This is a genomic window from Streptomyces bambusae (genome assembly GCF_019400985.1).
GTDB classification, from domain to species: Bacteria; Actinomycetota; Actinomycetes; order Streptomycetales; family Streptomycetaceae; genus Streptomyces; species Streptomyces bambusae_A.
In genome coordinates, this window is sequence record NZ_WTFF01000131.1 from 1 (window position 1) to 19,907 (window position 19,907).

Annotated in this window: 19 protein-coding genes and 1 tRNA gene; 8 read left to right on the forward strand and 12 right to left on the reverse strand. The window is 72.2% G+C overall.

The window, feature by feature from the left end; genetic code table 11:
* The first annotated feature begins 53 nt into the window (after positions 1-53).
* Both GPJ59_RS19095 and GPJ59_RS19100 read left to right on the forward strand, forming a co-directional pair.
* On the forward strand, positions 54-158 hold the full coding sequence (locus tag GPJ59_RS19095; protein ID WP_258024611.1) for an LPXTG cell wall anchor domain-containing protein: 105 nt from the start codon (positions 54-56) through the stop codon (positions 156-158).
* A 240-nt stretch (positions 159-398) separates the two neighbouring features.
* Positions 399-743, forward strand: a complete 345-nt coding sequence (locus GPJ59_RS19100) for a hypothetical protein (RefSeq protein ID WP_219668415.1) — start codon at positions 399-401, stop codon at positions 741-743.
* 93 nt (positions 744-836) lie between these two features.
* Here the strand turns inward: GPJ59_RS19100 and GPJ59_RS19105 are convergent, their stop codons facing one another.
* On the reverse strand, positions 837-1,076 hold the full coding sequence (locus GPJ59_RS19105) for a chaplin (RefSeq protein WP_219668416.1): 240 nt from the start codon (positions 1,074-1,076) through the stop codon (positions 837-839).
* Between the two features lie 120 nt (positions 1,077-1,196).
* The gene (locus tag GPJ59_RS19110) at positions 1,197-1,697 is read right to left on the reverse strand and encodes a hypothetical protein (protein ID WP_219668417.1); all 501 of its coding nucleotides are present in this window, start codon (positions 1,695-1,697) and stop codon (positions 1,197-1,199) included.
* Between the two features lie 269 nt (positions 1,698-1,966).
* Here GPJ59_RS19110 and GPJ59_RS19115 point away from each other — a divergent pair, with 269 nt between their 5' ends.
* The gene (locus GPJ59_RS19115) at positions 1,967-2,377 is read left to right on the forward strand and encodes a rodlin (protein WP_219668418.1); all 411 of its coding nucleotides are present in this window, start codon (positions 1,967-1,969) and stop codon (positions 2,375-2,377) included.
* 129 nt (positions 2,378-2,506) lie between these two features.
* On the opposite strand, the gene GPJ59_RS19120 is transcribed toward GPJ59_RS19115, so the two are convergent.
* Positions 2,507-3,148, reverse strand: a complete 642-nt coding sequence (locus tag GPJ59_RS19120; protein WP_219668419.1) for a vitamin K epoxide reductase family protein — start codon at positions 3,146-3,148, stop codon at positions 2,507-2,509.
* Positions 3,149-3,342: 194 nt separating this feature from the next.
* On the opposite strand from GPJ59_RS19120, the gene GPJ59_RS19125 reads away from it, so the two are divergent.
* Positions 3,343-4,137 (forward strand): DUF6227 family protein, encoded by a 795-nt coding sequence (locus tag GPJ59_RS19125; RefSeq protein WP_219668420.1) that lies wholly within the window; start codon positions 3,343-3,345, stop codon positions 4,135-4,137.
* A gap of 106 nt (positions 4,138-4,243) precedes the next feature.
* Here the strand turns inward: GPJ59_RS19125 and GPJ59_RS19130 are convergent, their stop codons facing one another.
* Positions 4,244-5,800, reverse strand: a complete 1,557-nt coding sequence (locus tag GPJ59_RS19130; protein WP_219668421.1) for an MFS transporter — start codon at positions 5,798-5,800, stop codon at positions 4,244-4,246.
* A gap of 62 nt (positions 5,801-5,862) precedes the next feature.
* Here GPJ59_RS19130 and GPJ59_RS19135 point away from each other — a divergent pair, with 62 nt between their 5' ends.
* Positions 5,863-6,825 carry a helix-turn-helix transcriptional regulator gene (locus GPJ59_RS19135; protein ID WP_219668422.1) on the forward strand — a complete coding sequence of 321 codons (963 nt, stop codon included), beginning with the start codon at positions 5,863-5,865 and terminating at the stop codon, positions 6,823-6,825.
* Between the two features lie 105 nt (positions 6,826-6,930).
* On the opposite strand, the gene GPJ59_RS19140 is transcribed toward GPJ59_RS19135, so the two are convergent.
* The 4 genes from GPJ59_RS19140 to GPJ59_RS19155 all read right to left on the reverse strand — a co-directional run bounded on the left by GPJ59_RS19140 (position 6,931) and on the right by GPJ59_RS19155 (position 11,720).
* Positions 6,931-7,914 carry a sigma-70 family RNA polymerase sigma factor gene (locus GPJ59_RS19140; protein WP_219668423.1) on the reverse strand — a complete coding sequence of 328 codons (984 nt, stop codon included), beginning with the start codon at positions 7,912-7,914 and terminating at the stop codon, positions 6,931-6,933.
* A gap of 401 nt (positions 7,915-8,315) precedes the next feature.
* Positions 8,316-9,086: a dioxygenase family protein gene (locus GPJ59_RS19145; RefSeq protein WP_219668431.1), complete on the reverse strand. Its 771-nt coding sequence runs from the start codon at positions 9,084-9,086 to the stop codon at positions 8,316-8,318.
* 153 nt (positions 9,087-9,239) lie between these two features.
* Positions 9,240-10,811 (reverse strand): MFS transporter, encoded by a 1,572-nt coding sequence (locus GPJ59_RS19150; RefSeq protein ID WP_219668424.1) that lies wholly within the window; start codon positions 10,809-10,811, stop codon positions 9,240-9,242.
* Positions 10,812-10,988: 177 nt separating this feature from the next.
* On the reverse strand, positions 10,989-11,720 hold the full coding sequence (locus GPJ59_RS19155) for a TetR/AcrR family transcriptional regulator (protein ID WP_219668425.1): 732 nt from the start codon (positions 11,718-11,720) through the stop codon (positions 10,989-10,991).
* A gap of 355 nt (positions 11,721-12,075) precedes the next feature.
* Between GPJ59_RS19155 and GPJ59_RS19160 the strand changes: the two genes are divergently transcribed.
* The 3 genes from GPJ59_RS19160 to GPJ59_RS19170 all read left to right on the forward strand — a co-directional run bounded on the left by GPJ59_RS19160 (position 12,076) and on the right by GPJ59_RS19170 (position 14,149).
* Complete coding sequence (locus GPJ59_RS19160) at positions 12,076-13,353, forward strand: M6 family metalloprotease domain-containing protein (RefSeq protein WP_219668426.1); 1,278 nt, start codon at positions 12,076-12,078, stop codon at positions 13,351-13,353.
* A gap of 34 nt (positions 13,354-13,387) precedes the next feature.
* Positions 13,388-13,873, forward strand: coding sequence for a RidA family protein (locus GPJ59_RS19165; RefSeq protein ID WP_219668427.1), 486 nt, complete (start codon positions 13,388-13,390; stop codon positions 13,871-13,873).
* Between the two features lie 203 nt (positions 13,874-14,076).
* Positions 14,077-14,149, forward strand: a tRNA-Arg gene (locus tag GPJ59_RS19170).
* A 120-nt stretch (positions 14,150-14,269) separates the two neighbouring features.
* On the opposite strand, the gene GPJ59_RS19175 is transcribed toward GPJ59_RS19170, so the two are convergent.
* From GPJ59_RS19175 to GPJ59_RS19190, 4 genes are all read right to left on the reverse strand, one after another.
* Positions 14,270-15,568 carry an ATP-binding protein gene (locus tag GPJ59_RS19175; RefSeq protein ID WP_374200868.1) on the reverse strand — a complete coding sequence of 433 codons (1,299 nt, stop codon included), beginning with the start codon at positions 15,566-15,568 and terminating at the stop codon, positions 14,270-14,272.
* Positions 15,569-15,979: 411 nt separating this feature from the next.
* On the reverse strand, positions 15,980-16,201 hold the full coding sequence (locus GPJ59_RS19180; protein WP_219668428.1) for a hypothetical protein: 222 nt from the start codon (positions 16,199-16,201) through the stop codon (positions 15,980-15,982).
* Positions 16,202-16,330: 129 nt separating this feature from the next.
* Positions 16,331-18,286, reverse strand: coding sequence for an MFS transporter (locus GPJ59_RS19185; RefSeq protein WP_219668429.1), 1,956 nt, complete (start codon positions 18,284-18,286; stop codon positions 16,331-16,333).
* Between the two features lie 111 nt (positions 18,287-18,397).
* A partial coding sequence (locus tag GPJ59_RS19190) for a D-alanyl-D-alanine carboxypeptidase family protein (protein ID WP_374200867.1) occupies positions 18,398-19,907 on the reverse strand: 1,510 nt, incomplete at its 5' end.

Sequence of the window (19,907 nt, forward strand, 5' to 3'; positions counted from 1 at the left end):
CACCCGCACCCGCGCCCGCGCCGGCTCCCGTGACCCCGGCGGTGACCGCCCCGATGCTGGCGCAGACCGGTGCCGGCCAGCCGGCCGCCGCGGCCGTGCTCGCCTCGGCGCTGATCCTGGGCGGCGCCGTGCTGTACCGGAGGTCGCGCGTCTCCTGACTTCCGATATCCCGTACCGGTAATCGGAAGAAACAGAAGAAATACCGGCCGGAGAACCCCCTGTCCCCCAGGGGGCTCTCCGGCATATGTCATTCTGCGGCATATGCCATGAGTCGCCGTAGGCCGCCTCCGTCCGAAAAGAACGGACCGAGAACGGACCACGGGGTTTCCGCATCCGCCCGGAATCGTTACGCAGGGCGAAAGCGGCGCGTCGGTCGCCGCTGGAAAAGGATTGCGAAAATGAAGTACACGAAGGTCGCCGCTGCCGTCGCCGGCTCCCTCGCCGCGCTCGGCGCCGCCTCCCCCGCCTTCGCCGAGACCCCCGCGGCGCCCTCCATGAGCCTGACCGGCGGGCTGACGGAGACGCTCAACGCCGCCGCACCGGTCTCCGCGGGCCTGCCACAGACCGTCGGCAACGGCCTGGCCGAGCAGAACGACACGGTCAACCAGGTGGTGGGCGCCGTACAGGACGTCAACAAGGTCAAGAACAACGCGCCCGGCCAGGTGCTCAACAGCGCCAACGTGGTCGGCAAGGTCGCCCCGATGCTTGGCGGCGTCCACCTCAACGGCGGCAGCAACAGCTGATCACCCGTCAGGCCCCCGACGCGACTGTGGGCGCCGCCGGCGATGCCGGGGCGCCCACAGTCGTGTGGTGCGAGCTGACGTCGGTCGACGATGTCAGTCGTTGATGCAGACGTTGCCGAACGCCGGGTTCAGGGCGCCGATGATGTTCACCGAGTTGCCGCAGACGTTGACCGGGACGTGGACCGGGACCTGAAGCAGGTTGCCGGAGAGGACGCCCGGAGAGCCCACGGCCGCACCCTCGGCAGCGGCGTCGGCGACAGCGGCACCGGCGGCACCCGCGACAGCGAGACCAGCGCCCGCCAGGGCTACGGCGGCCTTCTTGGCAGTGTTCATGGGAAGTGCACCTTCTGCTCGATGTACTGCCCCGATCCGGGGCTCACACCGAGCGAAACGGTCCACTCTCCTCCCACGACACGGCCTCGTCCATGATCAGACCTGTTCAGCCCAATAGTCCTACGGAATGTCCGGCCAGTCCGGGATCTCCGGCACGATCTCGACCTGGCCGGCCGGGGTGACCGGCGGCAGCTGCGGCGGGGTGAGCGGAGGCAGCTGCGGCAGCTGCACGCCCGGGATCTGCGGCAGCGTGATGCCGGGGATCTGGATGTCCGGGAGCGTGATCTCGGGCAGCTTGATCTCCGGGACGGTGATCGGCGGCAGCGAGATGCCGGCCGGCAGCAGCGCCTTGATGGCCTCCAGGATGCCGTTGACGAGATCGTCGATCGGGCCGGCCGCGACACGTGCGCCCGACTCCTCGACGGCCTCCTCGACGGCTTGTTCGACCGCCTTCTCCACGGCCCGCCCGGAGACCTCCGGGGCGGCCCTGCCGGAGCCCTGCTGTTCGGTCGCGGCCGAACGGTCCGCGCTCTCGGCGCTCGCGGGGGCGGTCGCGCCGAAGAGTATGGCGGCGGCGAGGGCCGAGGGGACGAGGATCCGGGACGCCTTGGTGCGGTGCATGGGGATTCCTTCGGTGGTCGCACGGGGAACGGACCACATCGATCCGCTTCCCTACCCACCGTGCGAACACCTTCTACGGACCGCAACCGGAGCCCGGCCGGCTGCGGGCTGCGTACGGGCTTCGCGCACGCGTCCGGAGGCGGCTCACCCGCCCCGGCGAAAATCCGCGCACGGGCGGGCCGTTCGGGTGAACGGGCGGAACCAAGACCGCAGCGGGCAGTTGGTCAGGGGGCTCCACTAGCGGGCACTCGTGCGACAAAAGGACCAAGATGCTCAAGAAGATTATGGCCACCGCCGCCGCCACCGCCGCCGTCCTCGGCGCCGGTGCCGCAGTCGCCGCCCCGGCGATGGCCATCGGCAACGACAACGGGATCAACACCGTCAACGGCAACGGCGCCCAGCAGATCTACGGCAACCAGAAGACCGAGGGCGCGATGAGCCCGCAGCTCGCCCTCATCCAGGGCACCGCCAACAAGCCCTGCATCGGTCTGCCGGCGAAGGTCAACGTCCAGAACATCCTCGCGCTCGTCAACGTCGGCGTCCAGGACATCAACGTCCTGTCCAACCCGATGAACCAGCAGTGCGCCGAGAACTCGACCCAGGCCAAGGGCGACGAGCCGCTCTCGCACATCCTCAGCAACATCCCGGTCCTGTCGGGCAACCTGTCCAACGGCAGCTGACCTCCGCGAACCGAACGGGTTCGCGCCTGAAGGCGCCCGTGGAGCGAAGCGGCGAGGGCCCCGGCAGCATCGGCTGCCGGGGCCCTCGGCCGTGATCCGGAAGACGGGCCCGTGATCCGGAAGACGGGTTCAGGACGTCCAGAAGTCCCACCACCGGGTCAGGACCAGCATGCCGATCACCCCGGTGTGCAGCAGCGGCGGAGCCCAGGCGAACTCGGCGAAGAAGTTCCGCACCGGCCCCGGCGCGGGGAGCACGCCCGTACGGACGTTGTGCGCGGTGACGCCCCAGAACATCGTCAAGGTGGCCACCCAGGCCAGGCAGCACCACAGGCACAGCGCGTTGATCTCGTACAGCGACTGGACCATCAGCCAGGTGCAGAAGCCGACCCCGAAGAGGGTGCCGGCGTGCAGGCCGGCCCAGAACCAGCCGCGGTAGCGGGCGCCGGCCAGCAGTCCCGCGCCGACGCACACCACGACCCCGTACGCCACCAGGCCCAGCATGGGGTTGGGGAAGCCGAACGCGGACGCCTGCTCGCTCTGCATCACGCTGCCGCAGGAGACGACCGGGTTGAGGCTGCACGCCGGCTTGAAGTCGGGGTCCTCCAGCAGGAGGAACTTGTCGAGCGTGATCACCCACGAGGCCAGCAGGCCGGCGGCCCCGGTGACCACCAGCAGCCACGCCGACGCCTTCGACGCCGTTGCCGGTCCGTCCTCGGTCCGGCCGCGGGACCGGCTCTGCTGGCGGGGGACGCCCACGGTATTCGTTGCCATGCGGCCCATACTCCCGCACCACACCGCAGATCGTGGCGAACCATGCACTTCTGGAACGAAGTTGACCAGAAGGGGTGGGGGAACTACCGATCCTTCCCGGACGTTTTACCGAACCCCGGACGTGATGTCAGAGCGAGGGGCTACGTTGAGCATCCGCGAAGTGACAAGCTGCGACGGCCTGGAGAGAACCCATCGTGAGCGACCGGCTGGATCCGAGCGATCCGTACGAGACCACTGAGGCGCACCTCGGCCGGCTCCTTGGCCGTGCCCTCAACTCCTTCGACCTGCCCGACCACTTGGTCGAGCGCCTGGGCACCGCGCTGGCCCACAGCTCTTCGCTCTACACCACGCACCACAGCCCCGCGGCCGGGGGCCGACGCGAGACCCACCGGCACACCTACCTGCTGGCCGACGGCTCCGCCGCCTCGCTGTGGGAGCTGGCCTACCGCAGGCCGGGCGAGCGGGCGACCCGGCACGAGCTCTTCACCAGCCAGGCGGAGGCCGCTCTGGCGGGGGCCCGGCTGTTCGGCGAGGAGCCGGCCCCGGTGCCGGCGTTACCGCCGGGCGGGGAGGACCCCGCGGGTGACGCGGCGGTGCTGAGCGCACTGTTCGCCGCGGCCACCCGGCCGCGGCGGCACCGGGAGTACCGGGTGGAGGAGTCCGCCGACCACGCCCGCCGGGTGCTGCGCCGGGCCGAGAACACCGACCGGCCGGGCGAGCGGGTGGCCGCGCTGCTGCGGTCGGCGTACGCGCACCAGATCACGCAGGCGTTCGGCGGCCGCCCGTGCGCGGGGAGTGGCCGGGGCGTCGGATTCACCCTGTACGAGCACGCGTTCGTCCTGCTGGACGGCAGCGAGCTGAGCCTGTGGGAGGTCGAGCACACGGCCACGCCGGACGGCCGGCACATGTGCGAGGTCTACGAGAGCGAGGCCGCGGCCCGGGACGCGATGGAGCTCCGCGCCCGGGTCGCCGACCCCGGTCTTCGCTGACGCCGGTCCTCACCGACCCCGGTCTTCGCTGACGCCGGTCCTCACCGACCCCGGTCTTCGCTGACGCCGGTCTTGGCTGACTTCGCCGACCCCGGTCTTCGCCAGCTCAGCCGACCCGGACCTTCTCCGGGGCTGCGGCCGCGGCCCCGTCGGCCGGGGCGGTGGCGCCGGCCTCGGCCTCGTGGCCGATGCCGGGCGCGGCCTGCTTGCGCGGCAGCGCGAACATCACCACGAAGATCACGGCCATGATGCCCACGACCCACCACAGGGCGTGCCGGAAGGCCTCCACGTACGGGGCGCCGAAGGCCAGGTCGTTGTCGATGACGCCGAAGAAGACGACCGAGGTGAGGCCCAGGCCGAGGGCGTTGCCCATCTGGCCGGTGGTGTTGATCAGGCCGGACGCGGAGCCGGCGTGCTCGCGCGGTACCTCGGAGAGCACGGAGTCGGTCAGCGGGGCCACGATCAGGCCCATGCCGATGCCCATGACGATCAGCGGGGCGGCCATCTGCCAGGAGGCGATCTCCATGCCGTAGCGGTCGGAGAGCCAGATGTACAGGAGCAGTCCGGCGGCCATGAACAGCGCGCCCGCCTGGAGCACCTTGCGGCCGAAGCGGGGCACCAGCTTCTGCACGGAGGTGGCGGCCGCGACCGAGACGGAGATCGAGAAGGGGATGCCGGTCAGACCGGAGCGCAGCAGGCTCCAGCCCAGGCCCAGCTGCATCATCAGGGTCCAGACCAGGAAGAAGATGCCGGTGGCGACGCCGAAGGTGAGCTGGACGGCGATGCCGGCGGCGAAGCTCTTGACCTTGAACAGGGAGAGCTCGACCAGCGGCGAGCCGTCCTTGGCGGTCTTGTGCTTCTCGTACGCGATGAAGGCGGCGATCACGAACGGGACCGCGGCCATGCAGACGAAGCCCCACAGCGGCCAGTCGTTCTCGCGGCCCTGGGTGAGCGGGTAGATCAGCATGACCATGGCGAGCGTGGCGAGGACGACGCCGAGCAGGTCCAGGCGCAGGGCCTTCGGGGCCTTGGACTCGGTGATGAAGGCACGGCCCAGCAGCAGGCCGGCGATGCCGACGGGCAGGTTGATCAGGAAGATCGGGCGCCATTCCAGGCCGAAGACGTTCCACTCGGTCAGCAGCGCGCCGAGCATCGGGCCGGAGACCGCGCCCAGGCCGACGATGGCGCCGAACATGCCGAAGGCCTTGCCGCGCTCGTGCGCCGGGAAGGTCACGTGGATGATCGCCAGCACCTGCGGGACCATCATGGCGGCCATGGAGCCCTGGAGCAGCCGGGAGGCGACGAGCATCCCGGGGTTGGCGGCGATGCCGCAGAGCAGCGAGGCGGCCGTGAAGCCGGCGATGCCGACCAGGAAGAGGCGCTTGCGGCCGTAGATGTCACCGAGGCGGCCGCCGGTGATCAGGCCGGCGGCGAACGCGAGGGCGTAGCCGGCGGTGATCCACTGGATCGCGCTGGTGGACGCGTCGAGGTCGGCGCGCATGCTGGGGATGGCTATGTTGACGATCGTGACGTCGACGAGGTCCATGAAGGCCGCGGTCATCACGATGGCGAGGGCGAGCCAGCGGCGGCGGTCGCCCGCCTCGGCTCCTGGAGTGGGCCCGGTCTCGTTCTCGGGCGGGGTGTGGGACGTCTCGGTGCTCATGGAGGAGACCGTAGCCACGATATAGGTCGGTTCGTGTCCTATTTTGCTGGCAAGCTGATGCCATGACGGATACGCCGGCGCGGTTGCTGACCATGCTGTCCCTGCTCCAGACCCCGCGCGAGTGGCCGGGGAGCGAGCTCGCGCGGCGGCTCGGGGTGAGTACGCGGACCATCCGCCGCGACATCGACCGGCTGCGGGAGCTCGGCTACCCCGTCGAGGCCACGCTCGGCGCGGAGGGCGGGTACCGGCTGGTGGCGGGTGCGGCCATGCCTCCGCTGGTGCTGGACGACGAGGAGGCCGTGGCCATCGCGGTCGGCCTGCGGGCCGGGGCGGGGCACGCCATCGAGGGCATCGAGGAGGCGTCCGTACGGGCGCTGGCCAAGCTGGAGCAGGTGCTCCCGTCGCGGCTGCGGTACCGGGTGGGCGCGCTGCAGTCGGCCACGGTGGCGCTGACCCGGGGCGACGGCGCGCGCATCGACCCGCGGACGCTGACGGTGATGGCGGCGGCGACGGCGGGACAGGAGCGGCTGCGGTTCGCCTACCAGGCGCGGGACGGGGCTGACTCGCGGCGGCTGGTGGAGCCGTACCGGCTGGCCAGCACCGGGCGGCGGTGGTACCTGATCGCCTACGACCTGGACCGGGAGGACTGGCGGACCTTCCGGGTGGACCGGGTGAGCGAGCCGTTCCCGACCGGGGCCCGGTTCGAGGCGCGGCAGGTGCCGGACCTGACCCGGAAGCTGTACGCGGGCGGGGGCGGCGGGGACGGGCCCGAGTACCGGGTCGTCGTGGACTTCGCCGCACCGGCCCCGCGGGTCGCGGCGGAGCTGCCGGGCTGGATCGGCGCGCCCGAGCCGCTGTCGGAGTCCGCCTGCCGACTCGTCTTCACCTCCCGCGACAGCGAGGACTGGCTGGCCGTCCGCCTCGCGATGACCGGGCTGGACTTCACGGTGCGGGAGCCGGCGTCGCTGGCGACGGCCGCGGCGGTCATCGGCGCGCGGCTGACCCGGGCGGCGCCGGGGGTGTGACGGCGGGGGAACGCGGTCGTAGGGAGAAGGTCGTAGGGAGAAGGGAGCCCCGGCACCTGGGGGGGATAGGTGCCGGGGCTCGTCCTGGGGGCGGTCGGCCTCGGGCTAGGCGACCGCGTCGAAGCCCGTGTCGCGGGCCATCCGCTTGAGCTCCAGCAGGGCGTGCTTCTCGATCTGGCGGATCCGCTCACGGGTCAGGCCGTGCTGCTTGCCGACCTCCGTCAGGGTCCGCTCGCGACCGTCGACGATTCCGTACCGCATCTTGATGATCGACGCGGTGCGCTGGTCGAGCTTGCCGATGAGGTCCTCCAGCTCCTCGCTGCGCAGCAGGGAGAGCACGGACTGCTCGGGGGAGATCGCCGAGGTGTCCTCCAGGAGGTCACCGAACTGGGTCTCGCCCTCGTCGTCCACCGACATGTTCAGGCTGACCGGGTCGCGCGCCCAGTCCAGCACGTCACCCACGCGCTGCTCCGTCGAGCCCAGCTCGGCGGCGATCTCGGCGTGCTCCGGGTCCCGGCCGTGCTCCCGGTTGAACTCGCGCTGCACCCGGCGGATCCGGCCGAGCTCCTCGACCAGGTGGACGGGGAGGCGGATGGTGCGGGACTGGTCGGCGATGGAGCGGGTGATGGCCTGGCGGATCCACCACGTGGCGTACGTGGAGAACTTGAAGCCCTTGGTGTAGTCGAACTTCTCCACCGCGCGCACCAGGCCGGCATTGCCCTCCTGGATCAGGTCGAGCAGGGGCAGGCCGCTGCGCGGGTAGCGGCGGGCGACCGCCACGACGAGGCGCAGGTTGGAGCGGATGAAGACTTCCTTCGCGCGCTCCCCCTCGGCGGCGAGTGTCTCCAGCTCCGCACGTGTGGCAGCGCCCCCCTCGATCCCGGTCTCGCCGTCGAGGAGCTGCTGGGCGTACACGCCCGCCTCGATGATCTGGGAGAGTTCCACCTCCCTGGCGGCATCGAGCAGCGGGGTCCGGGCGATCTCGTCCAGGTACATGCCGACCAGGTCGCGGTCGGCTATCTCCCCGCCGACAGCGCGGACGCTGGAGGCCGTGTCGGACTGACGACGGGCGACGGCGCGGGTTGCCATGCGTGCTCCCTTACGGTGGTTCGGTCGCGGTGCGGCGGCGGCTGGCTGCTGCTGCGTTGTGCGGCTCTGCTGCGTTGTGCGGCTGGTGCGTCCCCCCGAACACTCTCCCGAGTGCTCGCTTCCGAAAGGAAACAACGACTGGAATCGGGACAGAATTCCCACACGTCGCCCCATTTTCGAGATCTTGCAGTATCCTGCGCCGCCGAACGCAGCGAATACCGACAGGGCCCGCAGAAGCGCAGGTCAGAAGCGGTGCCGCGGCCGCAGCACTGCCTGGTCCCCTCGGGGCCCTCACTGCGCTTCCACCCCTCCAGACGCCATCCGCGGGCTCGCGGTTGCCTGGAGGAGCCCTTGCGGTTGCCTGGAGGAGGGGCCGGGCGGTAGCCCGGAGGTGGGGCCGGTCAGTGGCCGAACTGGAGGGAGCGCTTCGACAGGCCCATCCAGAAGCCGGTCACCGCGTCGCGGCGGTTCCCGAGGTCCCCGGCGGCGTCCGCCGCGCCGAGGGTGACGAAGAGCGGGGCGAAGTGCTCCGTACGGGGGTGGGCCAGCCGGCCCGCGGGGGACTTGGCCTCGAAGTCCAGCAGCGCGTCCACGTCGGAGGTGGCCAGGGCCTCGCGCCCCCATGCGTCGAACTCCGCCGACCAGGCCGGTACGCCCCCGCCCGGGTGCCGCAGGGCGGCGAGGTTGTGAGTGAAGAAGCCGCTGCCGATGATCAGGACGCCCTCGTCGCGCAGCGGCGCGAGCTTGCGGCCGATCTCCATCAGCCGGCGCGGGTCGAGGGTGGGCATGGAGACCTGGAGGACCGGTATGCCGGCGTCCGGGTACATCTCCACGAGCGGGACGTACGCGCCGTGGTCGAGGCCCCGGTCGGGCATGTCCTGCACGGGGGTGCCGGGTGCCCGCAGGAGCCGGCGGACGCTCTCGGCGAGCTCGGGCGCGCCCGGGGCGTCGTAGCGGACCCGGTAGTAGTGCTCGGGGAAGCCCCAGAAGTCGTACACCAGCGGGACCGGCTCGGTCGCGCCGAGGGCGAGCGGGGCCTCCTCCCAGTGGGCGGAGACCATCAGGATCGCGCGGGGCCGCGGCAGGCCGGCGGACCAGGCGGCGAGCTCGCCGGGCCAGACGGGGTCGTCGGCGAGCGGAGGTGCGCCGTGGCTCAGGTACAGCGCGGGCATGCGGGTGGAGGTCGTCGTCACGGTGGTGCTCCTCGGTGGTCCTCGGGGCAAGCGTAACCCCGCTTGGTTCAAATTTGAACCAAGCGGGGTCGTCGCTCATTCCACGCCGCTTATTCCACGTCGCTCATCCCACCGCGTGCGGGGACCGGCCGGTCAGTGGGCGATCACCGGCACCGGGACCGCGTCCTCGGCACCCCGGCCGCCCTCGGCGCCCTTCGGACCCGGGCCCGAGGCCGTCGGCGCGCCCGCGGAGGGGCGGCCCGTGGTGATCATGGTCAGGGCGATGGTCGCGCTGGCGGCCAGGATGCCGACCGCCCACCAGATGGCCGACGAGTAGCCGTGCACCATCGCCTGGGCCTGGAGCGCCTGGGCGGCGGCCTCGCCGCCGGCGCCCTCGGCCGCGTGGTCCAGCAGGTACGCGGAGGTGGCCGAGGCCGCGACGGTGTTCAGCAGGGCCGTGCCGATGGCGCCGCCGACCTGCTGCGAGGTGTTGACCATCGCCGAGGCCACACCGGCGTCGGCCGGGTTCACCCCGTGCGTCGACAGGGACATCGCCGGCATGAACGCCGTACCCATGCCGAGGCCCAGCAGGATCTGGGCCGGCAGGATGAGCGCCGGGTACGACGAGTCGACCTCCAGCTGCGTCAGCAGCAGCATGCCGGTCGCCGCGACCAGGAAGCCGGGGCCCATCAGCAGCCGCGGCGGGACGCGGGTCATCAGCCGGGCGCCGATCTGCGTGGAGCCGGTGATCATGCCCGCGATCATCGGCAGGAAGGCGAAGCCGGTCTTGACCGGCGAGAAGCCCTTCACGACCTGGAGGTAGTACGTCAGGAAGAGGAACAGGCCGAACATCGCGATGACGGCCAGCCCCAGCGAGAGGTACACGCCGCCGCGGTTGCGGTCGGTCAGGACGCGCAGCGGCAGCAGCGGGGACTTCACCCGGGACTCGGTGAACACGAACGCCGTCAGCAGCGCGGCCGAGCCGGTGAAGAGCAGGATGGTCGGCTCGCTGGACCAGCCGTGGGACTCGGCGCGGGTGAAGCCGTAGACGAGCGCGACCAGGCCGAGGGTGGAGAGCACCACGCCCGGGATGTCGAGCGGGGCGCGGTTGCGGGAGCCGGCGGGCTCGCGGATCACCAGGTACGCGCCGACGGCCGCGACCACGGCGAACGGGATGTTGACGTAGAACGTCCAGCGCCAGTCGAGGTACTGGGTGAGGAAGCCGCCGAGGATCAGGCCCACGGCACCGCCACCGCCGGCGATGGCACCGTAGATGCCGAACGCCTTGGCGCGCTCCTTGGCGTCGGTGAACATGACGGCGAGCAGCGACAGCGCGGCCGGCGCGAGCAGCGCACCGAAGGCGCCCTGGAGGGCGCGGGCCCCGAGCATCATGGCCTCGCCGGTCGCGGCGCCGCCCAGGGCGGAGGCCGCGGCGAAGCCGGCCAGGCCGACGACGAAGGCGTTCTTGCGCCCCCACAGGTCGGCTATCCGGCCGCCGAAGAGCAGGAGTCCGCCGAAGGCCAGGGCGTAGGCGGTGATGACCCACTGGCGGTTGCCGTCCGAGATGCCCAGGTCCTGCTGGGCGGAGGGCAGGGCGATGTTCACGATGGTGGCGTCGAGGACCACCATCAGCTGGGCCAGGGCGATGAACACCAGCGCCTTCCAGCGACTGGGATCGGCGGCAGGGGCGGCAGCCGGCGGTGCGGACGCGGCTGTTTTCGGCATGGGGGTACCCACTTCACGGTGCGGAGCGGCCCGGACGGGCCGAATTCATGGAAAGGGAGTCTTGGAAGGAGAAGAAGTCCCGGAAGTCCCGGAAGTCCCGGAAGTCCCGGAGGTCTCGGAAGGCTCGGAACGAGGAAAAGCAGTCGCATCGACCCTAAGCAGGGCAACCCGGGCGCGTCACATGGTTTTCCCGGACCCGGCAGGTGCGGGCCCGGCCTCCCCGGGCACGGCAGGCCCGGACTCGGCCTGTTGCTGCCTCAGGTCCTCCAACGTGGCGGGCCGGCCGGGCAGTTCGGAGTGGCCCGGGGCGCGCAACCCGTCGAGGAACAGCTGGAGATGGCGGTGCACGAAGGAGTCCAGGTCCAGGCAGCCCAGGCCCGGCAGGGGCCGGCTGAGCTGCGACAGCGCGACCAGCAGGTCGCCGACGGCGATGTCGCCACGCAGCAGTCCGGCCCGCTGGCCGGCCGCCACGAGGTTCTGGGTGGCCTCCTCCAACGCGGTGCGGGCCGCGAGGAGTTCGGGATGCTCGCGGTCGAAGTCGCCGGAGAGCATGGGGCACAGGGCCCCGATGCGCTCGTCGGCGGCGGCGTGCGTGAACCGGCACAGCGCCGCGAACGCGTCCGGCTCCTGGACCAGCGCGTCCTCGGCGTGGGCGGTGACCCGGTCCATGACGTACAGCACGACGTGGTGCACCAGGTCGGCCCGGTCGGGGAAGTGCCGGTAGAGCGTGGCGTTGCCGACCCCGGCCCGGCGGGCGATCTCGTCGAAGGCGCCGTCCGATCCGTGCTCGACGAACACCTCCCGCGCGGCCACGAGGATCCGCTCCCGGTTGCGTACGGCATCCGCCCGCGGACGGGGCACGGCGCGGGCGGGGGCCTCGGCCACTGCTGCTGCTACTCCTCGCTCCACCGGTCGACCTCCTCAGTCGTCCCCGGCCGTTCCCGGCCGTTCGCTGCTCCTGGCCCTGACCCTCACCCGTAAGCGGGGAGCAGGTCCCCGCTTGTGCGGGACACCCATGCAAACGGGGAACGGCTCCCCGGTTATTTCACCCACGCGTGTGACCTGGGCCACTCGCACGTCCGCGCCCCGCGCCCCCGTCCACGTCCGCGTCCACGTCCCACGCCCACGCCCTGCGCCCCCGGTCCGGACCCGTTCGGACCCGTTCGGACGCTCCCGGCGGGCGGCTCCGCCCGGCGCGTCGGAGGGTGAGCGCACGAGCGCAGTCCGGGTCCGGCCGGCTGCCGCGGAGCCGAAGGCGACCGCCATGCCGCAGACCCGCCACCGGATACGCACACCCCGCCGCACCAGCGCCTTCGTCGGCATCACCGCGCTGGCCCTCGCCGTCTCGGCGACCGCGAGCGGCGGGATGGCCGGCCGGCCGCACAGCGCCGCCGGCCCGGTGGCGGCGAGCAACGAGTCCGCGGTCGCACCGTGCCGCATCACCGGGACGATGGGCGTCCAGATGTCCGAAGGGATGCCCACCCCGCCCGGCTACTCCCGCAGCACCGGCGAGGTCCGCGCACTCAACCTGATGATCGACTTCCCCGACGCCAAGGGCGAGGGCACCGCGCTGGACCGGCTGGCGGAGTTCTTCCCGCAGACCTCCGACTGGTTCCGCACCAGCTCCTACGGGCGCCTCACCTACCACCCGGAGGCGCCGGTGCGGACCTGGCTGCGGATGCCGATGCCGTTCGCGGCGTACGGGATCGACCGCGGTTCGGCGTACGAGCCGGGCTACCGGCAGCTGGTCGAGCACATCGTCAAGGCCGCCGACAGCGAGGTGGACTTCTCCCGCTACGACCTGGTCAACATCCTGGTCACGCCGAACGCGGGCCCCTCCGCCCTCGACACCGTCCTGTCCGTCACCTTCTCCGGCAACGCGGAGGCCCCGGTCGCCGACGGCGTCCCCCTGGCCAACACGTCCTTCGTCTACAGCCGCCAGGACGACGGCTCCGGCGCCTACCGCGAGACCGGCTACCGCGTCCTCCCCCACGAGAACGGCCACGTCTTCGGCCTGCCCGACCTCTACACCTCCGACGGCGGCGCGACGGTGGGGCACTGGGACATCATGAGCGAGGACTGGGGCGCCAACAACGACCTGCTCGGCTGGCACAAGTGGAAGCTGGGCTGGCTGGACAGCAGCCAGATCAGCTGCGCGACCAAGAGCGGGACCAGCGACCACGTCCTGTCCCCGCTCGCCGTCGGCACCGGGGTCAAGCTGGCCTTCGTACCGCTCTCGGAGCGCAGCGGCTACGCCCTGGAGGTGCGCACGCAGGCCGGCAACGACGAGGCCGTGTGCAAGCCCGGCGTGCTCGTGTACAAGGTCGACTCGGGCGTGGACACCGGGATGGGCCCGGTCACCGTCTCCGACAGCACGAACTCCAGCGGCGGCTGCACCCGGCGTGCCAACGTCCACGCCGAACTCTCCGACGCCCCCTTCCGGCCGGGCGAAACCTTCACCGACGAGGCGGCGGGCATCAGCATCTCGGTGGTCGGTGAACTGCGCAACGGCAGCTACCAGGTCCGCATCACCCGCCCCTGACCACCCCCTTGCCCCCTATCGGAGGACGTGTCCCATGACCGACGCCACCACCCCGGAGGAGCGGCTCGCCGCGGCCGGCCTGACGCTCCCGCCCGCGCCCGCACCCGTCGCCGTCTACGTCCCCGCCGTACGCAGCGGCGCGTACGTCCACACCTCGGGCCAGCTGCCGATGGCCGGCGGAGCCCTGCTGCGCACCGGGAAGGTCGGCGGCGAGGTGACCCCGGAACAGGGCAAGGAACTGGCCCGCCAGTGCGCCTTGAACGCCCTGGCCGCGGTGGCCTCCGTGGCCGGCGACCTGTCCCAGGTCAAACGGGTCGTCAAGGTCGTCGGCTTCGTGGCCAGCACCCCGGACTTCACCGGCCAGCCGGGAGTCGTCAACGGCGCCAGCGAACTCCTGGGCACCGCCTTCGGCGACGCGGGCATCCACGCGCGCAGCGCGGTGGGCGTCGCGGTACTGCCGCTGGACGCCCCGGTCGAGGTGGAGATCACGGTGGAACTGCACATGCCGATGGCGGTCTGAGACCACGGCCCTGGACGCACGGACAGGCGACCGCACCAACTACCGCCCCGCGCGCGCCTGCCCCTCGCCCACGAAGGGCCGGACCTGCCCACGGAAAACATCCCGCTACGGATCAAGCACCACCCGCTACACTTGCCGCGTGGCACCCCCTTTCACGGGCTGCCACCACCGTGTCGCACAGCACCACCGCGACGACGGACCCCGCCTTCGTAGCTCAGGGGATAGAGCACGGCTCTCCTAAAGCCGGTGTCGCAGGTTCGAATCCTGCCGGGGGCACTGCCTGCGTAGCAGGTCAGGACATGCGCGAGGCCCTCGTTACCGGTGTAACGGGGGCCTTCGTCGTCGGGCGGACTCGCCCGCGCGCAGCGGGAATCCTCCGGCCGGGCACCCAAACGATCATGCGTCACGGCCGGGCGGCGTGGCCTGGGGGTCCTCCTCGGGGGCCGGGGGGAGGGTCAGGGTGGCTGTGGCGCCGCCCTCCGGGGGGTTGGTGAAGGTGAGGGTGGCGTTCAGGGCTTCTGCCTGGCCTGCGGCGATGGTGAGGCCCAGGCCGTGGCCCTTGTTCGTGCCCTCCGTGCGGAAGCGTTGGGGGCCCGCCGTCAGGAGGTACGCGGGGTAGCCCGGCCCCGCGTCGGTGACCGTGACCGTGGTGCCCTCCACCGTCACGACCACCGGGGGCGCGCCGTGCTTGTGGGCGTTGGCGATCAGGTTGCCCAGGACGCGTTCCAGACGGCGGCGGTCGGTCTCCACCAGGGACGGGTCGTACGGCGAGGCGACCACCGTCAGCCCGGTGTCGGTGCCCGAGGCGCGGATCGTACGGGCGGCCAGCTCGGCCAGGTCGTGGACGGCCAGCTCGACCTGCTCGCTGCGGTTGTCCAGGCGGGAGATCTCCAGCAGGTCCTCGGTCAGCGCGCGCATGGCCCGTACGCGGTCCCGTACGAGCTCCGCGGGCCGGCCCGGCGGGAGCAGCTCGGCGGCCGCGTTCAGGCCGGTCAGGGGCGTGCGCAGCTCGTGGGCCACGTCCGCCGTGAAGCGCTGCTCGGCCTCCAGCTTGCGCTGGAGGGCGGCCGCCATGCCGTCCAGGGCCTTGGAGACCGCCGCGACCTCGTCGTTGCCGCGCACCGGGTCGGCGACGCGCGCGTCCAGGTCGCCGGCGCTGATCCGCCGGGCGACCTGCGCGGTCTGGTGCAGCCGGCGGGTGATCCGGGTGACGCCGACCGCCCCGATGAGCAGGGTGCCGCCGATGGCCAGCACCGAGGAGCCGAAGATGGCGCTGTCGAGTTCCGAGATGGTGCGCCGGCCGGCGCTGAAGTCCACGGCCGCGCCGAGGACGGCGCCGTCGGCGGCGGGCGCGGCCGCCCACATCGCGGGCCGGCCGCGGTGCTCGCCGAGGACCGTGCCGCGCCGGCCGCTCGCCGCCAGGGCGCGCAGCTCCGCCGGCAGACCGGGCGGATCGATCCCCTCGCCGCGCCAGATGCGGCCGCCCGTCTCGTACATCGTGACGACCCGGTCGAGCCGGGCCAGGGCCTTCTCCCGGGCCACGGACGTGGTCTGCTCGGCCATCGCGCCGTGCACGAGTCCGCCGAGCAGGGCAGCCAGACCGCAGCACATGAGGATGATGAAGGCCGCGGCCTTCCAGGTCAGGGACGCCGTCCAGGCGGGCAGCCAGGGGCGGCGCAGCAGCCGTCGGCGCAGGCCGCTGCGGGGCCGCCGGGGCAGTCGAGGCCGCCCGGGCAGCCGACGGCGCATGCCCGCGCCGAGCCGCCCGGGCAGCCGGCGGAGCGGCCGGGGCGTCGTGCGCCGCGTCGTCGTGCGCTGCGTCGTGTCCATGGTCCCGGTCAGTCTGAGGAGGCGTCCGCCGTTTGACGGGGACACGGTAAGGACACCGTAATCGGCCCGTCCCCACTCACCTCGGGCACCCCCGCCACCGCACCCCCTGCCACCGCGTCCCCGCACGCGCGTCCTCTGTTCGTTGATGCCCGGCGCGACGATCTTCATGCGCGGCCCCAGGACATGCCCCGGCGCATGAAGAAGCCCTCCCGGCCTGGGCCGGAAGGGCTGCGGGCACTCGGACCACGGAATGCGGAGACGGGCCAAGGCGCCGGTCTAGCTCAGGCCTCTGCTGCGCTCGCCGATGCGGTCGCCCTTGGGGCTCGCCGACCGCTTCAGCTCCGCCTTCGTGTGCGCTCCGCCCTTGACCTTGCTCCGCACCGGTCCCTCGAAGCCGTGGCCGGTCGGGTGCGGCTCCCGCTCCCGGTCCGGAGCCTGGCTCTTCAGGGCCCCCGCCTTCAGGGCCTCCTGGAGATCCGTCTTGCGTTCCTTGACCATCCCGTCGTCACCCCTTCGGGAAACACCCCATCGGACTACTGGGATCGTATGCACATAACGGGACGAACGCACCCGCTGAGCCGTGCCTCCCGGCGGCTGCCCGACGACGGCAACCCGACGACGGCAGCCCTACGGCAGCCGCGCCGACGGCTTCATCGGCCGCGGCGGCGGCCCCACCGCCTCGACCACCAGCTCCGGCGGGCACCCCGTACCCCGCGGCAGCTGGTACGGCGCGGCGATCCGGTACTCCCCCGGCGCCGGCGCGAGCAGCTCCGTCCAGACGTCGCCCGCATCGTCCGGCGCCGCCTTGAACAGGCACCCGGACGTGTTCAGGTACTGCCGCGGCACCAGCCGCTGCTCCTTCGAGGCGGCCGTCTCCTGCGGCGCCTCGACCCGCCTGCCCTCGGCGTCCACCAGGCCCAGCCACGGCGAGTGCGGGATGCGTACGAGGACCCGCCCGGGCTGCTTGACGTCGATCACCCAGCGGTCCGCACCCGCCTGCACCACGGTCGCGGGCCCGGAGACCAGCTGCGTCGGCTCGTGCACCTTGAACAGCTGCCAGTTCGCGTCGCCCCAGATCTGCTGGAGGTACGGCAGCCCCTCGCGCACCAGCTTCGCCTCGTCCTCGCCGCCCGAGTCGGGCTTGTCCGCGGGCAGCACGACGTAGTGCACGGCCCAGCGCTCCAGCCAGGTCCGGTAGCTCTCCTCGGTGAGGGTGTCGTCGTAGAAGAGCGGATTGCGCTCCAGGTCCGCCTGCCGGTTCCAGCCGCGGGCGAGGTTGACGTACGAGGGGAAGGCCGAGGACTCGCGGTGGCTGCCGACCGGGACCACCTCGACCCGCCCGCGCTCGGCGCCCGCCTTCTGGAGCTGGTTGACCAGCGGGGCGAGCTCGAAGCTCCACGCGGCCTTGGGGGTGGTACGGACGATGTCCGTGATGCTGTTGGTGGTGATCCAGACGTTCAGGCCGACGACGGCCAGCACCAGCGCGTACCAGCGGCGGGTGCGCGGGACGGCGTACGGAAGGGCGGCCAGCAGCACGGCGCCGCCGAAGAGCATGACCATCCGGGTGGCGTTCGAACCGATCTGGGAGTCGATCACCCAGGTCAGGAAGACGCCCAGGGCGTAGACCCACGCGGAGATCCGCACCGTCCGCCACCGCTTCGGCACCAGGAAGGCGATCGCCAGGGCGAAGACGAACGGCAGCCAGGCCGAGCCGAACTTCATCGGCTGGGTCCCGGAGAAGGGGAACAGCAGGGCCGAGAGCCCGACCACGGCGACGGGCGCGAGCCCCAGCGCGTACGCCCCCGGTCGCCGCCCCGAGAGGAACAGCGCGGCCGCGACCACGCCCAGGAACAGCCCGGCGACCGGGCTGGACGCCGTCGCCGTCCCGGCGAGTACGGCGGCCACCGCGGCCTTGGCCCAGCGCCGCTCGGCCCACACGCGCGGCCAGCAGAACGCGGCGGCGACCGCGCCGAGGGCGAACATCCCGCCGAGGCCGAAGGTCACCCGGCCCGACAGGGCATTGCAGAAGAGGCCGTAGACCCCGGCCAGCGCCGGCCACAGCGGCTCGCGGACGGCCCCGCGGCACCGGCACAGGATCAGCGCGAGCAGGGCGGCCGACGCGGTGCCGGCGATCATCATCGTCGTACGCACGCCGAGGACGTGCATCAGGTACGGCGACACGACGCTGTACGACACCGGGTGCATGCCGCCGTACCAGGCGAGGTTGTACGCGGAGTCCGGGTGCCGGCCGACGAACTCGGCCCAGGCGTCCTGGGCCGCGAGGTCGCCGCCGCTGTTGGCGAAGCAGTAGAACCACACGACGTGCAGGACGGCGGCCACGGCGGTGGCGGTGACCACCGGGTGCCGCTTGGCGGCGTCCAGCACGGCGAAGGCACCACCCCGGGGCCGACGCGCCCGGGCCCCTGACCCGGATCCGGCCCCGGACCCGGCGGCCGGGGCGGGGGCCGCTCCGGTGGCCGGGCCGGGGGCGGTGTCGATGCCCGCGCCGGGGGCGGCGTCGGCGGCCGGCGTGATGGCCGCGGGCCGGCCGGTGGCGGCTGCGGACTGCTCAGCGGTGGTCACTGCGGTACTACTCCCAAAACCGTCGGTGCCGGACCCGGTCGTCCCGGTCCCAAGACGCACGCCGGCGCCCCGGGGTTGTCCCGGGGCGCCGGAGCGGGCAGAACAGGCAGGTCAGCCCACCCGGGTGAGCTTGCTGCCGATGCCAGGTTCCACGAGGGCGCTCTTCAGCGCCACCGGCACCTTGACCTGGCTGGCGCCCTCGCCGACGGTCAGCACGCCGACCTCGGTGCCGGCCTTGGCCGCCCGCGGGAGCTTGGTCCCGCCGTCGCCCAGCTTGATGGTGACCGTCAGGGACGCCCAGCCGACCGCCTGCACGTCGGCGGTCGCGACCACCGGCGTGTGCGTGCCCAGGCCGTCGTCGACGTAGCCGACCACGTCGCCCTTCTTGACGACCGTCTCGCCGGCCAGCGCCTTCTGCGAGGAGATCATCAGCTGCTTGCTCGCCGCGATGACCGTGTCGATGATGGCCGGCTTGTGCTGGGCCAGCGTGGCGCCGACGATCAGCTGGTTGGTGTTGCCGATCTTCTTCTGGGCCGCCCAGAGGAGGTTGCCGCCGGCCTTGGTGGTGGTGCCGGTCTTGATGCCGAGCGAGTCGTTGAAGGGGACGAGGCGGTTCCAGTTGGGCCAGGTCTTGCCCTTCGGGTCGACCCATGACGGCTTCTTCGTGATGTCGAGGAGCGTCTCGATCTCGACGAGCTTCAGACCGAGCTTGACCTGGTCCTCGGCGGTGCTGACCGTCGTCGCGTCCAGACCCGACGGGTCCGTGTACGTGGTGTTGGTCATGCCGAGTTCCTTGGCGGTGTCGTTCATCTTCTTGACGAACGCCTCCTGGTCACCGCCCGTGTCCCAGCGCGCGAGCAGCCGAGCGATGTTGTTCGCCGACGGGATCATGAGGGCCGCGATCGCGTCGTACTCGGAGATCTTGTCGCCCTCCTGCACCGTGTCGAGGGTCGACTCGTTGTCGGTCGAGTTGTTCTTCTTGCCCTCGGTCTCGGCCGTCTTGTCGATGTCGATCAGCGGACCCTTGTCCCCCTTCTTGATGGGGTGGTCGCGAAGGATGATGTACGCCGTCATCGACTTGGTGACGCTGGCGATGGGTACGGGCTTCTGCTCGCCGAACGTCCCGAGCGAGCCGAGACCGGCCGCCGCCACCGCGGCCTGGCCCTCGGCGGGCCAGGTCAGGGACGGCTTGTCGCCGGGGAACGTGTGCGTGGACCTGGCCGTGAGCGTCAGCTTCGGGTCGGGCAGCGGGCGGAACAGCTGCACGACGCCGAGGATGATCACGAGCAGCAGGACCAGCGGCGTGTAGATCTTGACCCGGCGCACGGCCGTGCGCATGGGGCTGGGCGGCGGGGGCGGGTTGTTGGTCAGCTCCGCGAGCAGGTCCAGCGGGGGCCGCGGGGGCAGCGGCTGCTGCGTGGTCCGCTCGCTACCGCGGTGCTCCACGGCGGGGCGGGGCGCGTCCTCGGCCGGGCCGGCCGGGGCCTTGGCCTGGCCGGCGGCTGGGGAATTTGCCGGCCGGGACCGGTGGACCCAGGCCCGGGGACCCGCGGCGGCCCCGACCCCCTCCCGGCCCGGGGGCTTGGACAGGGGGAAGGCACCTGCGTCCGCGGCGAGTTCG

Bases quoted from the DNA above. Each gene is read 5' to 3' on its own strand.
- GPJ59_RS19095 (WP_258024611.1), top strand. From the start codon at position 54: ATGCTGGCGCAGACCGGTGCCGGCCAGCCGGCCGCCGCGGCCGTGCTC.
- GPJ59_RS19100 (WP_219668415.1), top strand. From the start codon at position 399: ATGAAGTACACGAAGGTCGCCGCTGCCGTCGCCGGCTCCCTCGCCGCG.
- GPJ59_RS19105 (WP_219668416.1), bottom strand. From the start codon at position 1,076: ATGAACACTGCCAAGAAGGCCGCCGTAGCCCTGGCGGGCGCTGGTCTC.
- GPJ59_RS19110 (WP_219668417.1), bottom strand. From the start codon at position 1,697: ATGCACCGCACCAAGGCGTCCCGGATCCTCGTCCCCTCGGCCCTCGCC.
- GPJ59_RS19115 (WP_219668418.1), top strand. From the start codon at position 1,967: ATGCTCAAGAAGATTATGGCCACCGCCGCCGCCACCGCCGCCGTCCTC.
- GPJ59_RS19120 (WP_219668419.1), bottom strand. From the start codon at position 3,148: ATGGCAACGAATACCGTGGGCGTCCCCCGCCAGCAGAGCCGGTCCCGC.
- GPJ59_RS19130 (WP_219668421.1), bottom strand. From the start codon at position 5,800: ATGAGCACCGAGACGTCCCACACCCCGCCCGAGAACGAGACCGGGCCC.
- GPJ59_RS19135 (WP_219668422.1), top strand. From the start codon at position 5,863: ATGACGGATACGCCGGCGCGGTTGCTGACCATGCTGTCCCTGCTCCAG.
- GPJ59_RS19140 (WP_219668423.1), bottom strand. From the start codon at position 7,914: ATGGCAACCCGCGCCGTCGCCCGTCGTCAGTCCGACACGGCCTCCAGC.
- GPJ59_RS19145 (WP_219668431.1), bottom strand. From the start codon at position 9,086: ATGCCCGCGCTGTACCTGAGCCACGGCGCACCTCCGCTCGCCGACGAC.
- GPJ59_RS19150 (WP_219668424.1), bottom strand. From the start codon at position 10,811: ATGCCGAAAACAGCCGCGTCCGCACCGCCGGCTGCCGCCCCTGCCGCC.
- GPJ59_RS19160 (WP_219668426.1), top strand. From the start codon at position 12,076: ATGCCGCAGACCCGCCACCGGATACGCACACCCCGCCGCACCAGCGCC.
- GPJ59_RS19165 (WP_219668427.1), top strand. From the start codon at position 13,388: ATGACCGACGCCACCACCCCGGAGGAGCGGCTCGCCGCGGCCGGCCTG.
- GPJ59_RS19180 (WP_219668428.1), bottom strand. From the start codon at position 16,201: ATGGTCAAGGAACGCAAGACGGATCTCCAGGAGGCCCTGAAGGCGGGG.